The sequence below is a fragment of the Thiobacillus sp. genome (assembly GCF_013693775.1).
In the GTDB taxonomy this organism is placed as follows: Bacteria; Pseudomonadota; Gammaproteobacteria; order Burkholderiales; family Thiobacillaceae; genus Thiobacillus.
In genome coordinates, this window is the sequence record NZ_CP059257.1 from 1722759 (window position 1) to 1741728 (window position 18970).

The window sequence follows — 18970 nt, forward strand, 5'->3', positions numbered from 1 at the left end:
TCAGGGTTCAGTCACTTGATTATCAGGTTTGGCCTTCGCTTTGGACAGCCGCTGGACATCGGGGGCCTGCCACGCGCCGGTCACCATGTATTCCTGGCTGATGACTTCCTCGATCGGATCGCGCAGCAGTTTCTGCGCGGCCAGCACCCNCACGCCGGCCAGCGGTCCGCCAAGCAGGGCACCGGCCACGGCCACGCCTTCGGACAACTTCGGAATCACTTTCACCCGCAACTGCACGGTTTCCTGGTTGAGGTCGGCCAGGCCGGACATGTTGACCTTGGCGGCCGGTCCGCGCATCTTGAAGTCGTCGCTGTAGACCACGCCGCGCGCAATGCGCAGCGTGGCGCCGATGTCGTCGAAGGCATAGCCTTCATTGAAGATATCACGGAAATCGAAGTTCAGCCGGCGCGGCAGCGATTGCAGGCTCAGCACGCCGAGCAGTTTCCCGGCCCCGGGATCGATCTTGAGGAACTGTCCCCNCTTGGCCTTGAAGTCGAGCTGGCCGGCCAGCGTGGCCAGCGCGAAATCCGCAGGCGAGCCTTCCCAGGTGGCACTGCCCTGGATCTCCGCGGTCCCGCGTTTGAGCGTATCGGGATAGCCGAAACGCGCCAGCAGCTTGCCCGCATCGGACACATTCAGGCTCAGGTCGGCCCGGGTTTCGCCCGGGCCGCTGTCACGCCACAGGCCGCTCATACGGAACACACTGTCAGGGTGCGTCAGTTGCAGGTTGTCGATCACCAGTCCTTGCGGCGTACCGTGCGCCATGGCTTCCAGCCGCCCCAGCGCATGGTCCTGCAACCGGAAGTCCTCCACCGTCAGATCCAGCACCGGGAAGTCCGATGCCTTCATGTTGCTGCCGGTTTCCGGCCCGGCAGCCGGCAGCCGGGCCGGAATGGTCAACTGCCTGAACTGCGCCGAGATCCGCGCGGGTTGATTGCCCGCCGGCCGGTAGGTCAGCACGCCATTCAAGCCGGTGCCACTCACCTGGGCGCGCAACAACCCGCTACGGTTGCGCCCCTGCAGGCGAACATCCTGGTAGCGCCGCCCCATCAGGTCGAGCGCCTCAAAACCCAGGTCGATCGCCGACAACGACAAGGGTTCGCCGCTTTCGCCGCCAGGCAGCAGATCCATCCAGCCCGAAATATCCAGGCCGCGTCCGTTGCCCGCCAGGCGCAACCCCGGCTCGCCGGGCATCACGGCACGTCCGCCGAAGCGGATTTCGCCCCGGTCGAATTGCCCTTCGGCGGTACTGCGCCAGACCGCCCNCACGATCCTGCCGAGTTGTACGTCGTGCAATTGACCGTCGGCTTGCGGCTGGCTGGTCACCACCAGCGGCAACGGCTGTGTGGCCGTCTTGGCCAGTGGCGCCGGCAGGCTGCTGCCCAGCCCCGTCAGATCGGACTCGATGCGAACGCGCTCGCCCGTCGGTTCCAGGTCGATCTGCCCACGCCAGGCTGTCTGCCCCGACACCTGATCCTTCCAGGCTGTTCCCAGCCACGATGTCAGGCCTGCTGCAGTGGCGCGTCCCTGCGCCAGGATCTGGACCTGGCCGGATCGGGTTTGCGTGTCGAGGCGCAGCGGGCCGCCGAGAAACTGCGCGGTGATGTTCTTGGCGGCCAGGCTGCTCCCGGTGAAATCGATATCGCCGCGCGCCTGGTCGAGCCGCGGCAGGCCAGGCGGCAACAGCGTATCGCCCAGAAACGACAAGCGACCGACCAGCGTCATATCGTGGCTGCGACGCAGCGGCACCTGCAGACTCAAGGCGAGTTTCATCGGCCCGCTGCCGTCCAGTGCGGCCGTGAAACCGTGCAGCCGCCCGCCGACCGGGCTGGTATTGGCAAAGCGGATGAAATCCTGGATCGGACCATTGGCCTGGCCGTCGATATGCAATTGTTCGTCGTGATGCAACAGATCCGGGATCACGGCTTTCACCGGCGCCAGGGCCACGCCGTATATCCGCGCCTGGCTCGAGGTCACTTCCATCATCCGGCCCTGAAACAGCAAGCGCCCCTGGATGCCTTCGATACGCGGCCAGCCAGGCACGTAGTCGATCACCGCATCCTTCACCTGTGCGTCGACCTGGAACACGCCATCGCCCGAATCGAAGGGAANACGCATCAGGTCGCCTTTCAGGTTCAACTGCACGTCATCCGAACGCCCTGCCACGACACCCCGCTTGACCCATTCGACCGTATGGTCGCCAATATGCTTCGGCAGGTAGCGGTACACCGCCGTACCGTCGGCGCGACTCAGATGCGCCGTCAGGTCGATGAGACCGCGCTGGCCGGGGATCAGTTCATAGTAGCCGTTCGCCGACCCGGCCATGTCCGGATTGGAAAAGGCCATGTCATCCAGTGTGAGGCGGCGGCCGCGTGGCGTCTTCTGCCATTTGCCGCGCGCATGTAGGCTGTCGATCGCGAACGAAGGTTCGCGGAAAAGGTCGGGCAGTCCCAACGTCATCTGCTGCGAATCGATCTCGAACACGCCTGCGCGCGCATCGCCCTCGATGCGCCCACTCAGATTGGACAGGCCGGGCTGGTTGTCGATCGCGGCCACGCCGAGGCCGCTGAAGCGGGCCGTCATGCTGAAATTGTCCAGCCCCGGCTGCGCGCCCGTCCAGCCGAACCGCAACAGGTCGAAGCGGCCTTGCGGCTGCAGGGCTTGCAGGCGCGCGCGCAGGGCCGCATCCATCGGCAGGCTCGGCAGCAGCGATTGCCAGCCGCCCAGGCTGAACGCCTGGGCCGTGATTTCGTGCGACGTACCGCCCCACGACAGGCCCGCATTGAACGGCGCGCCGAGGGCGGCGCCGGNGCGCGCCACCCGCAGGTTGTCGAAGGCCACGCGGTACCCGTCCGGACCGTGCTGCCACTGGGTCTGGCCGCGTACCTGCGCCAGCCGTACCGGTGGCAGGTCGTCACCCAGCTTCATCTCGATGTCATGCAGTTCGAGTCCGGCCGTCACGCCGGCCAGCGCACCGCGCGCCACTTCGAATTGCATGTTCAGTGCGCCCCGACCCTGCTGCGGTTGGTACGGCAGCGCCAGCCAGGCGGCAAGGCGCGAAAACGACACCCCTGCCACGTTCGTATCGACTGTCCCGTTCCAGCTCTTGAGGTCGTCCACCTGGCGCGCATGCAGCTTCGCCACGATCTGCACCGGGCGCGCCAGGCTGGCCGNGGGAATGGCGCGCAATTGCAGGCGATGCGACCAGCGCACATTGGTCAGCGTGAAATCGACCGCCGTCAGAGTAAGCGGCGGCGCATCACGCACTTCGTCTATCCAGGTGAGCGTGGCGCTGCCGGCATGGACCTGCCCCTGTCGCAGCAGCCAGCTGGTAAATCCGCTGTCCGACGCGGCCGGGTTGATCGGGATGCCGCCGACGTAGAAATGACCGTCGCGCGCGCNGCGCACCCCGAGCACCAGGCCTTGCAACTCGATGCGCGTGAAACGCGGCTCCAGGAACAGCAGCGAACGCCAGGCAAACGCTGCCTCCAGTTCGGGCAGGTAGAGCGCCGGATGACCCTGCTGGTCGTACAGGCGCACGCCGCGCAGACGGAATTCCGGACGCGCCTGCTGCCATACGCCCGACACCGCTTCCAGCGTCACGCGTTGCCCCAGCGCGCGCGACATGAGATCGGCGACCGTATCGCGGTGCGTTGAAATGTTCGGCAACACCCAGAAGAACATCAAGGCCACCGCCGTCGCAAAGCCCGCGGCGGCCAATGCCGTCAGCGCTGCCAGCCAGCGCGAGGCGCGGCGCAGGAACAGGGACAAGGCGGNGGAAACGGTCATAAAAATACGGTTCTCGGACCCGCTGATTCTATGCGCTTAGCCGTGTTTTGCGGCGGCAACATCCCGGTAAATTCCGGGTTTCATTCGTCCGTGAAACGATGAATCTGCCGCCGGTCGCGTTTGGTGGGCCGTCCCTTGATGGTGGCGGCCGGATTGGTCGCCAGCTTGCGGTCGTCGGCCTGCCGCTGGCGGCGCGCCTGGCTGGCGGGGTCCTCCTGGAGCGCCTGCGCCACCGGCGCAGGCCCGCGCTGCATGGCCAGCGCCCGGACCGTCAGTGTCCAGTCGATCTCGCCGAGATGGAGATCCAGCCGGTCGCCGGGTTTGACGTCGCGCGCGGGTTTGACCCGCTCGCCGTTCAATTTCACCCGCCCGTTGTCGATCGCCTGGGTGGCCAAGCTGCGGGTCTTGAAGAAACGCGCGGCCCACAGCCATTTGTCGAGCCGCATCCGGTCGAGCGGCGTTTTTCAGTCGGCATCGATCACCCCCGCAAACACATCGGGCTTCGCCAGCGCCCGCATGAACCAGTCGAGCGCCCGCCCCGCCTCGCCGCTGCGCCAGGCCAGGTGCAGGGTCTCGCGCGGATTGCCGCCCGCCCACTCGCAACGCACCAGACGGCCGGCCGCCACCTCACGTTCGGCCAGCCAGCGCGGCAGCGAGCCCACGCCCAGCCCGGCCTGCTGGGCGGCCAGCTTGCTCGGCAGATCAGCCACGGTCAGACGCGACTGTTGCGCCAGCCAGCCCGCGCTGCGCAGCGGCAGATTACGCGCGGTGTCGGCGATCACCACCGCACGGTGCGCCGCGAGGTCGGCCTGGGTCAGTGGTTTCTTGAGGCGCGCCAGCGGATGCTGCGGCGCCACGCAGAACACGAATTCGACACTGCCCAGCGGCCGGCTGCGAATGCCACTGCCAGCCGGCGCATCGCCACCTGCGATCGCCAGGTTGGCACAGCCGGACGCGAGGGCATCCCAACTACCGGCCAGCACCTCGTGGCGCAGCCTGATTTCGGTCGACCGGCCCTGGCGATAAAACGCATCCAGCACCGGCAGCAGCGGGGCGACGGGGAGAATGCCTTCAACCGCCAGCGTGAACTGCGGCTCCCAGCCGCCCGCCACCTGTCGCGTCTTGTTCTCCAGTGCATGAGCCGCACCCAGCAGCGCTCGCCCTTCCTCCAGCAGCAGACGCCCCGCCGGCGTGAAGCGNNCGCGATGGCCGGAACGGTCGAACAGCAGCGCATCGAGCTCGGCCTCGATCTGCTGCACGGCGTAGGTCANGGAGGACGGCGCCCGTCCCAGTTCCTCGGCCGCGCGAGCGAACGAACCCTTGCGGTCGATGGCGTCGAGGATGGACAGCGCCTCCAGGGTCAGCGGCATGTTCGAATCATTCGAATGAGTTGATCGAATTGTGCCGGTTTTACTCGCGGAAAACCACGCCTATAGTCACCCCATCGCCTGAACATCAATCCAACCGACAGGAGCGCATCATGCTGACCGTACGCAAATCATCCGAACGCGGCCACGCCAACCATGGCTGGCTCGACAGCTTTCACACCTTTTCGTTTTCGAACTATCGCGATCCCAACTGGATGGGATTCGGCCCGCTGCGCGTGATCAACGACGACCGCATCGCGCCGGGCGCGGGTTTCCCGACGCACAGCCACCAGGACATGGAAATCGTCACCTGGGTCCTGGCGGGCGCACTCGAACACAAGGACTCGCTCGGCAACGGCGGCGTGATCCGTCCCGGCGAATTGCAGCGCATGCGCGCCGGGCACGGCATCGCCCACAGCGAATACAACGCCTCGGCCAGCGAACCGGTGCATCTGTTGCAAATCTGGATCGAGCCGGACGCCTACGGCCTGGAGCCGGGCTACGAACAAATCGCCTTCGCCCCCGAAAGCCTGCAGGGCCAGCTTCGCCTGATCGCCTCGAACGATGGCCGCGACGGCTCGGTGACGATCCATCAGGACGCCGCCATTCATGCAGGCCGGTTGGCGACAGGCGACCGCGTCACCCTGAACGTGGCGCCGGGGCGCCGTGCCTGGCTGCATATCGCGACCGGCCGGGTCAAGGTCCAAGGCTATCCGCTGGAAGCCGGGGATGCGGTGGCGGTCCGCTTCGAATCGGCGGTCGACATCGAGGCGCTGGAACCCAGCGAACTGATCAGCTTCGATCTTCCCTAACCCTTTGGGGCTTCGACCCCTGGCCGGCCCCGATACAATCACTCACTTTTTGATGCAAGGACACGTCATGCCCAAGATTCTCGCTTTCTCCGGCAGCATCCGCCGCGATTCCTGGAACCGGAAACTCATCCGGGTTGCGGTGGACGCGACCCGTGCCGCGGGCGGCGACGTCACGCTGATCGATCTGGCCGATTACCCACTTCCGCTCTACAACGGCGACCTCGAGGAGCGCGACGGCCTGCCCGACAATGCGCAGCGCCTGAAGGCCTTGTTCAAGGAGCACGACGCCCTGCTGATCGCCAGCCCGGAATACAACAGCTCGATGCCGCCGCTGCTGAANAACACGCTCGACTGGGTGTCGCGCGAATGGCAGGGCGAATCGGGCCTGGTGCCCTACCAGAACAAGGTCGCCGCCATCCTGGCCGCCACGCCCGGCACCTTCGGCGGCATGCGCATGCTGCCCCACCTGCGCCAGGTCCTTAACACGCTGGGCGTGCTGGTGCTGCCCGGCCAGTTCTCGCTGGCCCATGCCGACACCGCATTCGACCCCGAGAACGGGGCACTGAAATCGCCTGCACGGCTGCACGCGCTGGTGGTGGATTTGGTAAGAACCACGACGGCGCTCGCGCGTCCGGCCGACCAGCCATAAAAAGCGCCCCGAAGGGCGCTGGCTTCTGCAGAGCAAGGCGTATGCGGCCGGCCTGCCGTTAGCCGCCGGCGATCGGTCCGGCTGGATGGCTGGAGGCGGGCCCAGCGCCGGAAACCCNCGCCTGGTGTGCGTGGGACGGCGCGGCATGGCTGAATCCGGCATAGCATGAGAGGGCGGCCACCACAGCCAGGCACAGGACGAATCCCGGCGCACTGCCGGTTCGGTAGCAACGGCGATTGTCGGTGGAGCGGACGGGGAACGGGCATTGATGCGACATAGGGCCTCCTGGTTCAACACTGCACCTGAATCGGGGCAACGACGACGCCATCAATCTGAAATCTGGCAGCCCCGCTATCTTGACCCGGATGCAGACCGACCAAGACCGGAGGCTTTGCGTCCCCGCCTCGCGACGGGTTTGCCCTTGTACGACTTATCTACAGTAACGACGAAATATCGGCAGACTTTAGGGCGGACACCTAAAACAATTCCCCTGTTTATCAATCAGTTGGGAAGAACCGTCGCCCACAGCCTGTCCCATGAACGACAAGGCCCCTTTCGGGGCCCTGGAACGACGCGGCAAACCGTTTCCCAACGGCCTTATTGCGACAGCATCCTGTCCTTGGCCACGAAGTACTTGCGGGCAAAGGCCACAAGTTGTCCATCGCCGGGGTGATCGACGGTTTCGACCCNCACGACTTNTTTCACGATGTCATGATCGTGCGCATGGATATGCTTGATCAGTTCGAGCTTGGCGTGACCCGGGCCAACGATCAGGATTTCCGTGGCGCCGCTCAAGGCCTCCACGACATCGTGGTAGTACTGCTGGTCCTCGGGCTGGCGACTGCCGCTGACCGAGCCGCGTTTACGCTGCAGATGGCGCGGCGGGTTGGCGGGATGGACCACTGATTTCTCGACATCGTCCGGGCTGACGTGCATGACACGCGCCTCGTTGTGATCGAGCCAGACAACTGCATGATAGTGCGACATGAGATTCCTTTCGGGCTAATCGAATGAACAAATCCTTAATTGAAAAATAGGCCAAGGCTGCGCGACTGCAAGCGGCCGGCCCTGCCGATGCGGCAGGGCCGGTGTCTGCCTACCTGATTGCTTCCTTCAGCTGATCCAGGATCGCCGGGTTCTCCAGGGTGGAGACGTCCTGGGTGATTTCCTCGCCCTTGGCGATCGCGCGCAGCAGGCGGCGCATGATCTTGCCGGAGCGGGTCTTGGGCAAGTTGTCGCCAAAGCGGATTTCGTCGGGCTTGGCGATCGGGCCGATTTCCTTGCCTACCCAGTCGCGCAGTTCGGCGGCAATCTTCTTCGCCTCCTCGCCGACCGGCCGCGTGCCCTTCAACACCACATACGCCACGACCGCTTCGCCCTTGATGTCGTGCGGACGCCCCACCACGGCGGCTTCGGCGACGCGCAGGTTGGAGACCAGCGCGGATTCGATTTCCATGGTGCCCAGACGGTGCCCGGACACGTTCAGCACGTCGTCGATGCGGCCCATGATCCAGAAATAGCCGTTGGCATCGCGGTGCGCCGAGTCGCCGGCAAGATAGGTCTTGCNCCCGAGTTCCTCCGGGAAATAGGTCTTGACGAAGCGGTCCGGATCGCCCCACAGGGTGCGCAGCTGCGACGGGAAGGGGCGCTGGATCACCAGATAGCCGCCCTGCCCTTTCCCGACCGGATGGCCGTGTTCGTCGGTGATCGCGGCCATGATGCCGGGTAGCGGCATGGTGCAGGAACCCGGTTTGGTCGGCACCGCGCCGGGCAGCGGCGAAATCATATGGGAGCCGGTCTCGGTCTGCCACCAGGTGTCGACGATGGGACAGCGGCCGCCGCCGATGACCTGGTGGTACCACATCCAGGCCTCCGGGTTGATCGGCTCGCCGACTGTTCCCAGCAGGCGCAGTGAAGAGAGATCGTACTGTGCCGGCAGGTCGGACCCGAGCTTGATCAGGCTGCGGATCGCGGTGGGCGCGGTGTAGAACGTGGTGACCTTGTGCTTCGCGACGGTCTCCCAGAAGCGCCCGGCATGGGNGAAGGTAGGAATACCCTCGAAGATCACTTCGGTCATGCCCAGTGCCAGCGGGCCGTAGGCGACGTAGGTGTGACCGGTGATCCAGCCGACATCGGCGGTACACCAGTAGACGTCGGTGTCCGGCTTGGCGTCGAACACCCACAGCATCGACAGGATGCCGCCTAGCAGATAGCCGCCGGTGGAATGCTGCACGCCCTTGGGCTTGCCGGTCGAACCGGAGGTATAGAGGATGAACAACGGATGCTCGGCGGACACCCACACCGGCTCGCAGGTCTCGGCCTGGGTCTGGGTCAGTTCGTGCCACCACAGGTCGCGCGTGCCCCAGTTGACCGCACCGCCGGAGCGGCGGTACACGACCACGCGCTCGACGCAGGAGGTGTCGCCCATCGCCAGCGCCTCGTCGACCGCGCGCTTCAGCGGCACCGCCTTGCCGCCGCGCAGCGATTCGTCGGCCGTCACGATCAGCTTGGCCTTGGCATCCTCGATGCGCTCGAACAAGCTCTTGGCGGAAAAGCCGCCGAACACCACCGAATGGATCGCGCCGATGCGCGCACAGGCCTGCATCGCCACCACCGCCTCGATGCTCATCGGCATGTAGACGATCACACGGTCGCCCTTTTCCACGCCGAGCGACTTCAGGCCGTTGGCGAACTGGCACACGCGGGCATGCAGTTCCGTGTAGGAGACCTTCGTCACGCTGCCGTCATCGGCCTCGAAAATCAGCGCGGTCTTGCCGCCTCGGGTCGCCAGATGGCGATCGAGGCAATTGTAGGACACGTTCAGTTCGCCGTCGTCGAACCATTTGTAGAACGGTGCCTTCGACTCGTCGAGCACGTGGGTGAACGGCGTTTTCCAGGCAATGTGCTGGCGTGCCAGATCGGCCCAGAACCCTTCGTAGTCGGTTTCTGCCTGGCGACACAACGCCTCGTAGGCGGCCATGCCGGATACATTCGCCTGCTTGACGAACGCATCCGCTGGCGGGAAAACACGGGTTTCGTTCAAAATCGACTCGATGGCTGCCATACAGTCTCTCCACTGATAAAGTGTTGCGATAACCCCAGATTCTAATCCAAGCCATGAGCCATCCCGCACTTGAACGCGTTGCCCGCTGTTCACGTTATGGTCGTCGCCTGCTGACGGCGCAACCGAACCTGGCAGAAACCGTGGCAGGCCAGCTGGACCAGGCCTTCGGCCGGGCGGCCATGCAGGCCTTCCTCGCCGCGCCCGCCTGTGCCGACGAGGCCGCCCTGCACCAACGCCTACGGCAATTGCGCCAGCGGGTGTGGCTGATCGTCACCGCGCGCGATCTGGCGGGCCAGGCCGATCTCGCCGAGGTGATGGCCACCTACAGCACGCTGGCCGAGGTATGCATTGCCGCCGCGCTCGATTTCCATCACGCCGAACTGGCCGCGCGCCACGGCGAGCCGCGTGACGAAAACGGGATTCCGCAGCAGATGGTCGTGGTCGGCATGGGCAAGCTCGGCGGCTTTGAGCTCAACGTGTCGTCCGACATCGACCTCATTTATCTCTACCCCGAGGAAGGCGACACCGCGGCCGACGATCCGTCCGCCTCGATCCGCCCGCTTTCCAACCACGAATTCTTCATCCGCCTGGGGCGCAAGCTCGCCGCCGCGCTNGGGGAGAACACCGCCGACGGCTACGTCTTCCGTGTCGACCTGCGGCTGCGCCCGTGGGGCGAATCCGGCCCGTTCGCGATGGGCTACGCGATGCTGGAAGACTACCTGGTGGCGCAGGGGCGGCCGTGGGAGCGTTACGCCTGGATCAAGGCGCGCCCGCTCACCGGCAGCCGCCACGACGAACTGATGCAGATCGTGCGGCCCTTCGTGTTCCGCAAATACCTCGATTTCGGCGCCTTTGCCGCGATCCGCGACCTGCACGTGCAGATCCGCCGCGAGGTCGCGCGTCGCGAGATGGCGCACAACGTCAAGCTGGGGCCGGGTGGCATCCGCGAAATCGAATTCACCGCACAGGTGTTCCAGCTCATCCGCGGCGGCCAGATTGCTGCATTGCAGCAGCAACCGACATTGGTCGTGCTGGACGCTCTCGTAAAGAGCGGCCTGATGACGGCCGACGCGCAGCAGGAACTCGCTGCCGCCTACGATTTCCTGCGCCGGCTGGAGCACCGCATCCAGTACCTGGACGACGCGCAGACCCAGTTGCTGCCGGACGACGCCGAATCGCAGACCATGCTCGCCGAGGCAATGGGCTTCCCCGACTACGCGGCCATGCTGACGGCGCTCGACCGCCATCGGAATAAGGTCACGCGCCATTTCGAGCAGGTATTCGCCGCACCGCAGACCGACCAGAACAGCCATCCGCTGACCGCCGTGTGCTGCGGCACCGCAGACGCCGACGCCACCCAGGCGCTGCTGGAGAATGCCGGCTACGACGACCCGCCGCGCGTACTGGCGACGCTCGACGCCTTGCGCCAGAACACCACACGGCTGCCCGAATCGACGCAGCTCCGGCTCAACGCCCTGCTGCCGCCAGCGCTCGAAGTCATCGGCAGCCAGACCGACCCGGCGGTCACGCTGGAGCGCTTCGCCGCGCTCATCCAGTCCGTGTCCCGGCGCGCCACGTATCTCGCGCTGCTGGCCGAATATCCGGCGGCATTGCGCCAGCTGGTACGCCTGCTGGCGGCAAGCCCATGGGCCGCACAGATGATCACGCGGCAGCCGCAACTGCTGGACGAACTGATCGCGCCGCAACACCTGATGAGCACGCCCGACTGGACGCAGCTCGCCGCCCTGCTGCACGAGGAACTGGACGCCCACCCTGGCGACACCGAGGCGCAGATGGATGCGCTGCGCCGCTTCAAGCAGGTGCAGACGCTGCATCTGCTCGCACAGGATGTGGCGGGGCGGCTGACGCTGGAAGCGCTGTCCGACCACCTCTCCTATCTCGCCGACACGCTGTTGAACGAAACCCTGGCACGCTGCTGGGCCGGCCTGAAGACGCGCCACCGCGACACGCCGCGCTTCGCCATCGTCGGCTACGGCAAGCTCGGCGGCAAGGAACTCGGCTACGCCTCCGACCTCGACCTGGTATTCCTTTATGACGATGCGGACGAACGCGCGCANGAAACCTACGCGCGGCTGGCGCAGCGCATCAACACCTGGCTCGGCACACTCACCTCGACCGGGATGCTGTATGAAACCGACCTGCGTTTGCGCCCGGACGGCGCCTCCGGCCTGCTGGTCAGCTCGACCGAGGCCTTCCGCGACTACCAGTTGCACCACGCCTGGGTGTGGGAGCACCAGGCGCTGACGCGCGCCCGCTTCGTCTGCGGCGACGCGATGATCGGCGCAAGCTTCGAGGTCCTGCGTCGCGAAGTGCTGAGCGCCCCGCGCGATGCCGCCAAGCTACGCGAGGACGTACTGGCGATGCGCGAGAAAATGCACGCCGGCCACGTCAACGATTCCGACCTGTTCGATCTCAAGCACGACCGTGGCGGTATCGTCGACGTCGAATTCTGCGTGCAGTATCTGGTGCTGCGGCATAGCGCCGGCCANCCCGAACTCGCCGACAACGTCGGCAATATCGCGCTGCTGCAGCGCGCCGGTGCAGCTGGCCTGATCCCCGCNCCCCTCGCCCAGGCTGCCGCCGACGCCTATCGCGAACTGCGCCGCCGACAGCACGCGATCAAGCTCAGCGGCGCGGAATACGCCCGCGTGCCGCCGGCTGCGCTGGAAAGCGTACGCGCCACGGTCACTGCGCTGTGGGCGCAGGTGATGGACACGGCCACCTGAAATTCCTGCGATGATTAGCACTTTGCCGTATCCGGAGATTGCATCTTGAGCCCCAACGCCCTCGCCGCCAGGGAAGCCCTGCGCCAGTTTCGCGTGATTTTCGGCGCCGTGCGCCAGCATTTCCAGGCGGTTGAAAAAGCCTGCGGCGTCAGCGGAGCGCAGATCTGGGCCATGGCCGCGCTGCACCAGACGCCCGGCATGAAGGTGTCCGAACTGGCACAGGCCTTGTCGATCCATGCTTCCACGGCCAGCAATCTGCTCGACAAGATCGAGAAATCAGGATTGATCCGGCGCGAACGCAATAGTGTGGACCAGCGCGTAGTACGCCTGTATCTCACCGATGCCGGGGAAAAAGCACTGGGGAAGGCGCCGCAGCCACTGACCGGCATCCTGACGCACGCCCTGGGACAGTTGCCGGATGACGCCTTGGCCCGCCTCAACCAGGATCTGGCGACGCTGATCGCGCACATGGGCGAAGTCAACACGCAATACGCGCANAAGCCCTTGTCAGAACTCTGACCCCTCGGCTACGGGCTGGCGTAAAGCCAGCCACGCCGCACCAGCGCCTTTTCGATCTCCACCCCGACGAACACCACTGATGACAGGGCCAGACACGCGGCCAGCTCGCCCAGGCCCAGCGGCTCGGTCTTGAAGGCAGGAGACCAAGTTATATAGGTACGGATCTGCCGGATAAAAGTCACCAGTAGTGCTGCAAGGCCTTACGCGCCTCATCCAGCAACAACACGCTGGATGCCGTCGCGGCCGACAGCAGCCAGTCTTGCAATTGCAAATCCGTCGTGCCGAAAAGCATCTGGGCAGGCGGCCAATGTACGACGACTGCCTGCAAGACGAGCACACTTGCCAGCGCCATCCACAATTTTCCATTTCTGAAGAAGTTGGCATTGAAGGTGCTGCCATATTCCGCACGGGCGTTGAAGACGTTGAAAAACTGAAACAGCACAAATGTGGTGAAGGCCAGCGTCAGCGCGTAGGCCGGGCTTTGCGTGGCGAGGGCGTGCCGGTATATGAGCAAGGTACCGATCATCATCGTGACGCCATACAGGATCAGACGTGCCAGGCGATGCAGGGTCAGAATCTGCGCCGACTGCCTGCGCGGTTTGTCGTGCATGATGCCGGGACGGGCCGGCTCGATGCCAAGCGTCATCGCGGGCGGACCGTCCATGATGATGTTGACCCACAACAGCTGAATCGCAGTAAAGGNGGTGGGCATGCCTATCAGCGTGGCCACCAGCATGGTAAGAATCGCACCGATGTTGGTGGAAAGCTGGAAGCGCACGAACTTGATGATGTTGTCGTACACCACGCGCCCTTCCTCGATGGCCATGACGATGGTGGCGAAGTTATCATCGGTCAGCACCATGGTGGCTGCCTCCTTGGTCACCGCAGTGCCGGTGATGCCCATGGCCACACCAATGTCGGCCGCTTTCAGCGCGGGCGCATCGTTCACACCGTCGCCGGTCATGGCAGTGACGTGGCCGTCGGTGCGCAGAGCCTGAACGATTTTCACCTTGTGCGCAGGCGAGACGCGGGCGAATACGCTGATGTGGTTGATCCGCCGCGCCAGCTCGGCGGTATCCATGGCATCGAGTTCCGCACCGCTCACCACGTCCCCGGTCAGCCCCAGTTCGTGGCCGATGGCCGCTGCAGTCAGCTTGTGATCGCCGGTGATCATCTTGACCTGAATGCCGGCGCGTTTGCAGTGGGCAATGGCCTGCTTCGCCTCGGTTCGCGGCGGATCCATCAGGCCGGCCAAGCCCAGAAAAACCCAGTCTTTGGCCCAGGCCATCAAGTCGCCCGCCGGATCGAAATCGTGCGCGGGGATGAATCGCCGCGCCACCGCCAGAACACGCAGTGCCTGACTGGCCAGATGCGCATTTTCTTCCTCGATTGTGTTCCGCACATCGGCGGTCAGCGCGGATTCTCTCTTCGCATCCAGCCAGGCGCTGGAGCGTGCCAGCAAAACATCGGGCGCCCCCTTGATGAACATTTCCACCCGCTCGCCGGCATGGTGGAAGGTCGCCATGAACTTATGTGCGGAATCGAACGGAATTTCAGCGATGCGCGGCTGCTCGTCCTGTTCATATTCCGGATCGATACCCTGTTTTTGCGCCAGTACCCACAAGGCACCTTCGGTGGGATCCCCGATCAATCGACCATCACACACTCGCGATTCGGTGCACAGCACCATGGGCAGGAAGAAGGTGCGCAGGTCAGGCAGTGGCTTCTCGTAATGGATTTCACCCTGCGGCGCATAACCTTCTCCGATCACGGTGAAGCGGGTCCCCGCACACCATCCGGCACGCGCCGTCATCTGGTTCAGCGTCAGCGTGCCGGTCTTGTCGGAGCAGATCACCGTGGTGGACCCCAGCGTTTCCACTGCGGACAACTTTTTCACGATTGCCCGGTTTTTGGCCATGCGCCACATGCCGATCGCCAGCGTCACCGTCACCACCGCCGGCAAGCCTTCGGGGATGGCCGCCACCGCCAGTGCAACGGCGGTCAACGCGGCTTCCGTCCATGGCTGCCCTCGCGCAAAATCAAGGGCGAAAATGAACGTGACCACCACGCCGGCGATGGCTGCGAGTTNTTTGCCCAGCGTGTCGAGCTGTCTTTGCAGCGGCGTAGACGATTCGGGCGCAGCAGCGATCATGTCAGCCAGCTTGCCCATTTCGGTGGCCATACCGGTGGCGGTAACCAGCAGTTCGGCGCGTCCACGGGTGACGACCGTGTTCATGTAAAGCAGATTCACGCGATCGCCTAACGGCAAATCGACGGTCTCCAATGCTGCGATCGATTTACCTACCGCATGCGATTCGCCGGTCAATGCCGCCTCATCGACTTCCAGCGCGTGGGCCGCCAGCAAACGTCCGTCAGCGGGAACACGATCGCCAGCTTCCAACAGCACGATGTCACCGGGCACCAGAAATGCCGCATCCAGATCGACAGCCCGCCCATCCCGGCGCACCCGGGCCGTTGCTGCCAGCATGCCCTTCAAGGCTGCCAGCGTTTNTTCCGCCCGGTGCTCCTGATAAAACCCCAGCGATGCGTTGAATACGACGACGATGAGAATGACTACCGCGTCTTTCAGGTCGCCGATGGTCCACGCCAGAACGGCAGCGAACAGCAGCACGATGACCAGGAAATTCTTGAACTGGTCGACAAACTTCAACCACATTGGGCGCGGTACCGCTTCAAGCAGACGGTTTTCGCCAAAGCGCGCGAGGCGTCCGGCGGTCGCGTCGGCGCTGAGTCCCTGCGCCGTCACCACCGCCAGCTCGGTGGTGGCTTCCTCGATCGACAGCACATGCCAGTTCCTGGATTCAATTCCCATACAGGTAAAGGAACAGGGTGTTGAGCAGGTAGATGACCAGCAACAGCAGGCTGATCCAGCTGATGGAGCGAAACACGCGCGAAGCGGGCCGCAGCACCAGTCCGACCACGGCCAGCCCGCTCATCATCATGGCGGAGAAGGCCGAGGCGGCATGGGTGAGCGACACGTCGGCCAGCAGGGGACCTGGCAGGTAGGCCAGGTCGTCGATGGCGATGATCGCGATATTGAACAGGTTGCTGCCGAACAGGTTGCCGATGGCCAGGTCGACCGCGCCGATGCGCAGCGCGGCGACCGTGACCACGACTTCGGGTGCGGACGTGACGGCGGCAACGAACAGGGTGCCCACGAAGCTCTGTTCCCAGGCCATGGCCACCGCCAGATCCTTCGCGATAAACGGCAGCCAGATACCTGCTGCCACCACCGCAACCGAGGCCATGGCATAGCCCTGCACAGCCTGCTTCAGGCGCATCTCGGGATAGCGCTCGGCGCGATCCTCGACGTACTCGCTGACCTGCGCCTGTTCATACCGATAGAGCGAGCGCATGGCCAGCAGGTACAGCAACAGGATGACCGGTGTATAGAGGCCGACATGGCCAAGAGAAGGAAAGGTCCCGGCACGGTACAGCAACAGATTGAACCCGGCGAAGCCGATCAGCGCGATACCGTAGCCGGCGGACAGCACGTTGCCCTGCCGCGCACGGGTATAGACGGATTCCTTGCGATACAGGAAATCGAGCACCACGATGATGAGCAGGTTGAACACGCAGCTGCCCATGATGTCGCCCACGGCGATATCCGGCACTTGGGCGATCGTCACCGAAGACAGGCCAGTCACCAGTTCCGGCAGCGACGTGACCGTGGCCAGCAGGATCAGGCCCACCCAGCCGCGACTGAGTCCGCTTTTCTCGGCGATGATGTCGCCATAGCGCGAAAGCCTCACGCCCGCTACGCCGATCACGGCAAGGCAGGCGAACAACGAAGCCCAGATGAATGCGATTTCCTGCATAACGTGTTTGATGCAGCCTCGAATCCGGCGACGCCTCGAAACGAATACTCCGATTGCGGTAACGAGCCGGGGCAATACCGGGTATCCCGCATGCCGCAACATGCCTGCCACTGAATCGGCAGGACATGGATGTCCATAGCCAAAGGGTAACATGATGGTTGCCTGCAATCGTCGATACATCGGGCGTCGCCCGGCGCGCCGCGCAATATGAACTACCATTGCCGGAAAGCAAGGGCAGCTTGCGGGATGGTTTGCCTCGAGACGACAACGGCCAGCCCGATGCCTTCGTGCGCACGGCCTGCTTTGCTTCCATCGCCGCACTGTTTCCGACCAAGGAGTCGCCATGACCCAGGCCTGTACCCTGCTTGCCGCCACCGACTTTTCCGCTCCTGCACGCCATGCGCTGGAACGCGCCGCTCAGCTTGCGCAAACGCGTCCCGGGGCCGGCCTCACCCTCGCGCATATCGTCAGCGGATCGGCACTCGACGCACTGCACCGCATGCTGCCCGGCGAAGCCGTCACCCTGGAAACGCAGCTGCTCACCCAGGCAGGAAAAAGCCTGGACGAACTGGCTGCCCATCTGGCGGAACACCATACGTACAGCATCGATACCATAGTGACACAGGGATCCGCGGCCGCCGCCCTGGTCGACCTTGTCGAGACGCGCCAGGCCGACCTGCTGGTGATGGGCGCACGGGGTAAACATTTCGTGGTGGAGATGCTGCTCGGCTCCACCATCGAACGCGTCCTGCGCAAATCCCGCCGCCCGTTGCTGGCAGTCAAGCAACGCCCGCAGGCACCCTATCGGCGCATCCTCGCGCCCGTCGATTTCTCCGATCACGCCGCCGCCGCCATCCATGCCGCCCATGCCTGGCTACCTGACGCCGACATCGTGCTGCTGCATGCGTTCGAGGTGGAATGGGAAAGCACATTCCAACTCGCCGGAATCGATGACCAGCAGATTCATGAATATCGGATTCAGGCGCGCGATGCCGCGCAGAAAGCGATGGAGGCCTTCATCGGCAAGCTACGGGTGCCGGCTCGGCAGCTGACGCGTCAATTCGTGCATGGCGCCGCCACGCTATGCATACTGGAACACGAGCAGACGATGGATGCCGACCTGATCGTGATGGGCAAACATGGGCAGTCGGTGATGGAAGAGCTGCTGCTCGGTAGCGTCACCCAGCACGTGCTGACGCATTCCAGCAGCGACGTGCTGATTGCAGGCCATACCGCCTAGCGAATCCACGCGTCGATCCGTTGCGCCTCAGGATGTCGCTGCCGGCACTTCCTGCAGCAGACGCAGCGGCGGCGCGCTGCCGTCCTTGTTCTGTCCGGCATACACGGTGAGATGCGGAAAGGGAATCTCGACGCCGGCGGCGTCGAACGCCTNTTTCAGGCGGTACAGAAATTCGCGCCGCACGCCCCACTGCTCCAGCGGCATCACCTTGAAGCGACAGCGGATCACGACGGCCGAATNCCNCCATTGGTCGACGCCGGCAATTTCAAGGTCGTCGACAATCTTGCCGCCCAGTTCCGGATCGGCGCGCAACCCGGTCGCCACCTCACGCATCAAGCCATAGATTTCGTCGACATCCTCGCGGTAGGCGACGCCGACATCGATCACAGCGTAGGCGAAACCGCGGCTGCGGTTGGTCACGGTATCGACGTGTCCATTCGGGATGTAATGCACGCTACCTTCGTAATCGCGCAGGCGGATATAGCGCAGGGTCATCTCCTCGACCAGTCCGCCCTTGCCGGCTACTTCCACCACGTCGCCCTGGCGTATCTGGTTTTCCAGCAACAGGAACAGGCCGGTGAAGTAATCCTTGACCAGGCTTTGCGCGCCAAAGCCGATGGCGATGCCCAGCACGCCGGCGGCGGCCAGGATGGGCGCGATCGAGATGCCGACCTCGCTCAGGACCAGCATGGCGGTGACCAGCGTGACGACCACCAGGATGATGTAGCGAAACACCTGCTCCAGCGTATTGAGCCGCTTGATCCGTTCGGGATCGTCGACATCGTGCTGCATGTGCCGCCGCAACCGCGCCACGGCCTTGCGCGCGACACACAGGACCAGCCATGACAGCGCCAGGATGAGGAGGACATGCAGGGCGGTCACGACCAGTTCGCGCCATTCCCCCAGATAGCCGATTGCCGTGTTCAGATAATCCGTTGGCATGA

15 protein-coding genes and 1 riboswitch are annotated in these 18970 nt (G+C 64.4%); of the genes, 6 read left to right on the plus strand and 9 right to left on the minus strand.

The features are described from left to right. The 3 genes from HZY77_RS08515 to HZY77_RS08525 all read right to left on the minus strand — a co-directional run bounded on the left by HZY77_RS08515 (window position 1) and on the right by HZY77_RS08525 (window position 5159). Window positions 1-3789: a YhdP family protein gene (locus HZY77_RS08515; protein WP_296820668.1), complete on the minus strand. Its 3789-nt coding sequence runs from the start codon at window positions 3787-3789 to the stop codon at window positions 1-3. An 80-nt stretch (window positions 3790-3869) separates the two neighbouring features. Next, window positions 3870-4235: an RNA-binding S4 domain-containing protein gene (locus tag HZY77_RS08520; RefSeq protein WP_296820671.1), complete on the minus strand. Its 366-nt coding sequence runs from the start codon at window positions 4233-4235 to the stop codon at window positions 3870-3872. Between the two features lie 18 nt (window positions 4236-4253). Continuing rightward, window positions 4254-5159, minus strand: coding sequence for a LysR family transcriptional regulator (locus HZY77_RS08525; protein ID WP_296820674.1), 906 nt, complete (start codon window positions 5157-5159; stop codon window positions 4254-4256). 110 nt (window positions 5160-5269) lie between these two features. Between HZY77_RS08525 and HZY77_RS08530 the strand changes: the two genes are divergently transcribed. Then, entirely contained in the window at window positions 5270-5968 is a 699-nt protein-coding gene (locus tag HZY77_RS08530) for a pirin family protein (RefSeq protein ID WP_296820677.1), read from the plus strand. 67 nt (window positions 5969-6035) lie between these two features. Then, window positions 6036-6617: an NAD(P)H-dependent oxidoreductase gene (locus HZY77_RS08535; protein ID WP_296820679.1), complete on the plus strand. Its 582-nt coding sequence runs from the start codon at window positions 6036-6038 to the stop codon at window positions 6615-6617. 338 nt (window positions 6618-6955) lie between these two features. Continuing rightward, window positions 6956-7047, minus strand: a riboswitch (cyclic di-GMP riboswitch). A gap of 167 nt (window positions 7048-7214) precedes the next feature. Here HZY77_RS08535 and HZY77_RS08540 read toward each other — a convergent pair. Both HZY77_RS08540 and acs read right to left on the minus strand, forming a co-directional pair. After that, the gene (locus HZY77_RS08540; protein WP_296820681.1) at window positions 7215-7604 is read right to left on the minus strand and encodes a translational machinery protein; all 390 of its coding nucleotides are present in this window, start codon (window positions 7602-7604) and stop codon (window positions 7215-7217) included. Window positions 7605-7713: 109 nt separating this feature from the next. After that, window positions 7714-9681 (minus strand): acetate--CoA ligase, encoded by a 1968-nt coding sequence (gene acs / locus HZY77_RS08545; protein ID WP_296820684.1) that lies wholly within the window; start codon window positions 9679-9681, stop codon window positions 7714-7716. A 53-nt stretch (window positions 9682-9734) separates the two neighbouring features. On the opposite strand from acs, the gene glnE reads away from it, so the two are divergent. Both glnE and HZY77_RS08555 read left to right on the plus strand, forming a co-directional pair. Next, the gene (gene glnE, locus HZY77_RS08550; protein ID WP_296820687.1) at window positions 9735-12428 is read left to right on the plus strand and encodes a bifunctional [glutamate--ammonia ligase]-adenylyl-L-tyrosine phosphorylase/[glutamate--ammonia-ligase] adenylyltransferase; all 2694 of its coding nucleotides are present in this window, start codon (window positions 9735-9737) and stop codon (window positions 12426-12428) included. A 45-nt stretch (window positions 12429-12473) separates the two neighbouring features. Beyond that, complete coding sequence (locus tag HZY77_RS08555; protein ID WP_296820689.1) at window positions 12474-12947, plus strand: MarR family transcriptional regulator; 474 nt, start codon at window positions 12474-12476, stop codon at window positions 12945-12947. 8 nt (window positions 12948-12955) lie between these two features. Here the strand turns inward: HZY77_RS08555 and HZY77_RS08560 are convergent, their stop codons facing one another. The 3 genes from HZY77_RS08560 to HZY77_RS08570 all read right to left on the minus strand — a co-directional run bounded on the left by HZY77_RS08560 (window position 12956) and on the right by HZY77_RS08570 (window position 16786). Further along, window positions 12956-13129 (minus strand): hypothetical protein, encoded by a 174-nt coding sequence (locus tag HZY77_RS08560; RefSeq protein ID WP_296820691.1) that lies wholly within the window; start codon window positions 13127-13129, stop codon window positions 12956-12958. Beyond that, on the minus strand, window positions 13126-15780 hold the full coding sequence (locus HZY77_RS08565; protein ID WP_296820694.1) for a cation-translocating P-type ATPase: 2655 nt from the start codon (window positions 15778-15780) through the stop codon (window positions 13126-13128). The genes HZY77_RS08560 and HZY77_RS08565 overlap by 4 nt, the downstream gene beginning before the upstream one ends. Next, complete coding sequence (locus HZY77_RS08570) at window positions 15770-16786, minus strand: sodium:calcium antiporter (RefSeq protein WP_296820698.1); 1017 nt, start codon at window positions 16784-16786, stop codon at window positions 15770-15772. Before HZY77_RS08570 ends, HZY77_RS08565 begins: the two co-directional genes overlap by 11 nt. A gap of 158 nt (window positions 16787-16944) precedes the next feature. Between HZY77_RS08570 and HZY77_RS08575 the strand changes: the two genes are divergently transcribed. Both HZY77_RS08575 and HZY77_RS08580 read left to right on the plus strand, forming a co-directional pair. Further along, complete coding sequence (locus HZY77_RS08575; protein WP_296820701.1) at window positions 16945-17133, plus strand: hypothetical protein; 189 nt, start codon at window positions 16945-16947, stop codon at window positions 17131-17133. Next, window positions 17130-18026, plus strand: coding sequence for a universal stress protein (locus HZY77_RS08580; protein WP_296820704.1), 897 nt, complete (start codon window positions 17130-17132; stop codon window positions 18024-18026). The genes HZY77_RS08575 and HZY77_RS08580 overlap by 4 nt, the downstream gene beginning before the upstream one ends. A gap of 27 nt (window positions 18027-18053) precedes the next feature. Here HZY77_RS08580 and HZY77_RS08585 read toward each other — a convergent pair whose 3' ends face one another. Next, window positions 18054-18968 (minus strand): mechanosensitive ion channel family protein, encoded by a 915-nt coding sequence (locus HZY77_RS08585; protein ID WP_296820707.1) that lies wholly within the window; start codon window positions 18966-18968, stop codon window positions 18054-18056. Between the last annotated feature and the right edge of the window lie 2 nt (window positions 18969-18970).

Bases quoted from the DNA above. Each gene is read 5' to 3' on its own strand.
- HZY77_RS08520 (WP_296820671.1), bottom strand. From the start codon at position 4,235: ATGCGGCTCGACAAATGGCTGTGGGCCGCGCGTTTCTTCAAGACCCGC.
- HZY77_RS08530 (WP_296820677.1), top strand. From the start codon at position 5,270: ATGCTGACCGTACGCAAATCATCCGAACGCGGCCACGCCAACCATGGC.
- HZY77_RS08570 (WP_296820698.1), bottom strand. From the start codon at position 16,786: ATGCAGGAAATCGCATTCATCTGGGCTTCGTTGTTCGCCTGCCTTGCC.
- HZY77_RS08580 (WP_296820704.1), top strand. From the start codon at position 17,130: ATGACCCAGGCCTGTACCCTGCTTGCCGCCACCGACTTTTCCGCTCCT.